Source organism: Acinetobacter sp. NIOH-H-8, assembly GCF_046635365.1.
Classification (GTDB): Bacteria; Pseudomonadota; Gammaproteobacteria; order Pseudomonadales; family Moraxellaceae; genus Acinetobacter.
Window position 1 is genome coordinate 1 of record NZ_JBHDVN010000262.1, and the last position, 416, is coordinate 416.

The following is a 416-nucleotide window of genomic DNA, read 5'->3' on the forward strand; positions in this document are numbered from 1 at the left end:
CCCCAGACGCTGGCCGCCGGATTCAGATTGCCATTTACGCCATGTTTCATTTCCCCCAGATTACGAGCCCCGTCTTGTTCGACTTTCACACCGTTCATTGAGACAGCAAAATCTTTACTGTTATGGATCCCGTTCATTTCAACAAAAGGTTCAAAGTCGTCACCGTGCGGACCGCTGTTTTTCTCCTGAGTACGAATAAAGGTGCGGAAACCAAGTCGGCTCTGGATGTTGTAATTTGCGTCATTCTCAATACGTGAGCCATTGGCTTCCGTGTGCGCATTATGATCGACGCCCATCCAGATGGCCTGTGCCGAGGTCGTTCTCAACTGTCCGTTGCTGTCACGCCAGGCATTATGCCCGCCAATTTGACATAGCCAAAGTTGGCTTGAACGCTCCTGTTCAGTTACAGGATCGAT

At 50.2% G+C, this 416-nt stretch carries 1 protein-coding gene; it reads right to left on the reverse strand.

Going from position 1 to position 416, the window contains the following annotated elements; genetic code table 11:
* A partial coding sequence (locus tag ACEWB7_RS18135) for an autotransporter outer membrane beta-barrel domain-containing protein (RefSeq protein ID WP_411581107.1) occupies positions 1-416 on the reverse strand: 416 nt, incomplete at both ends.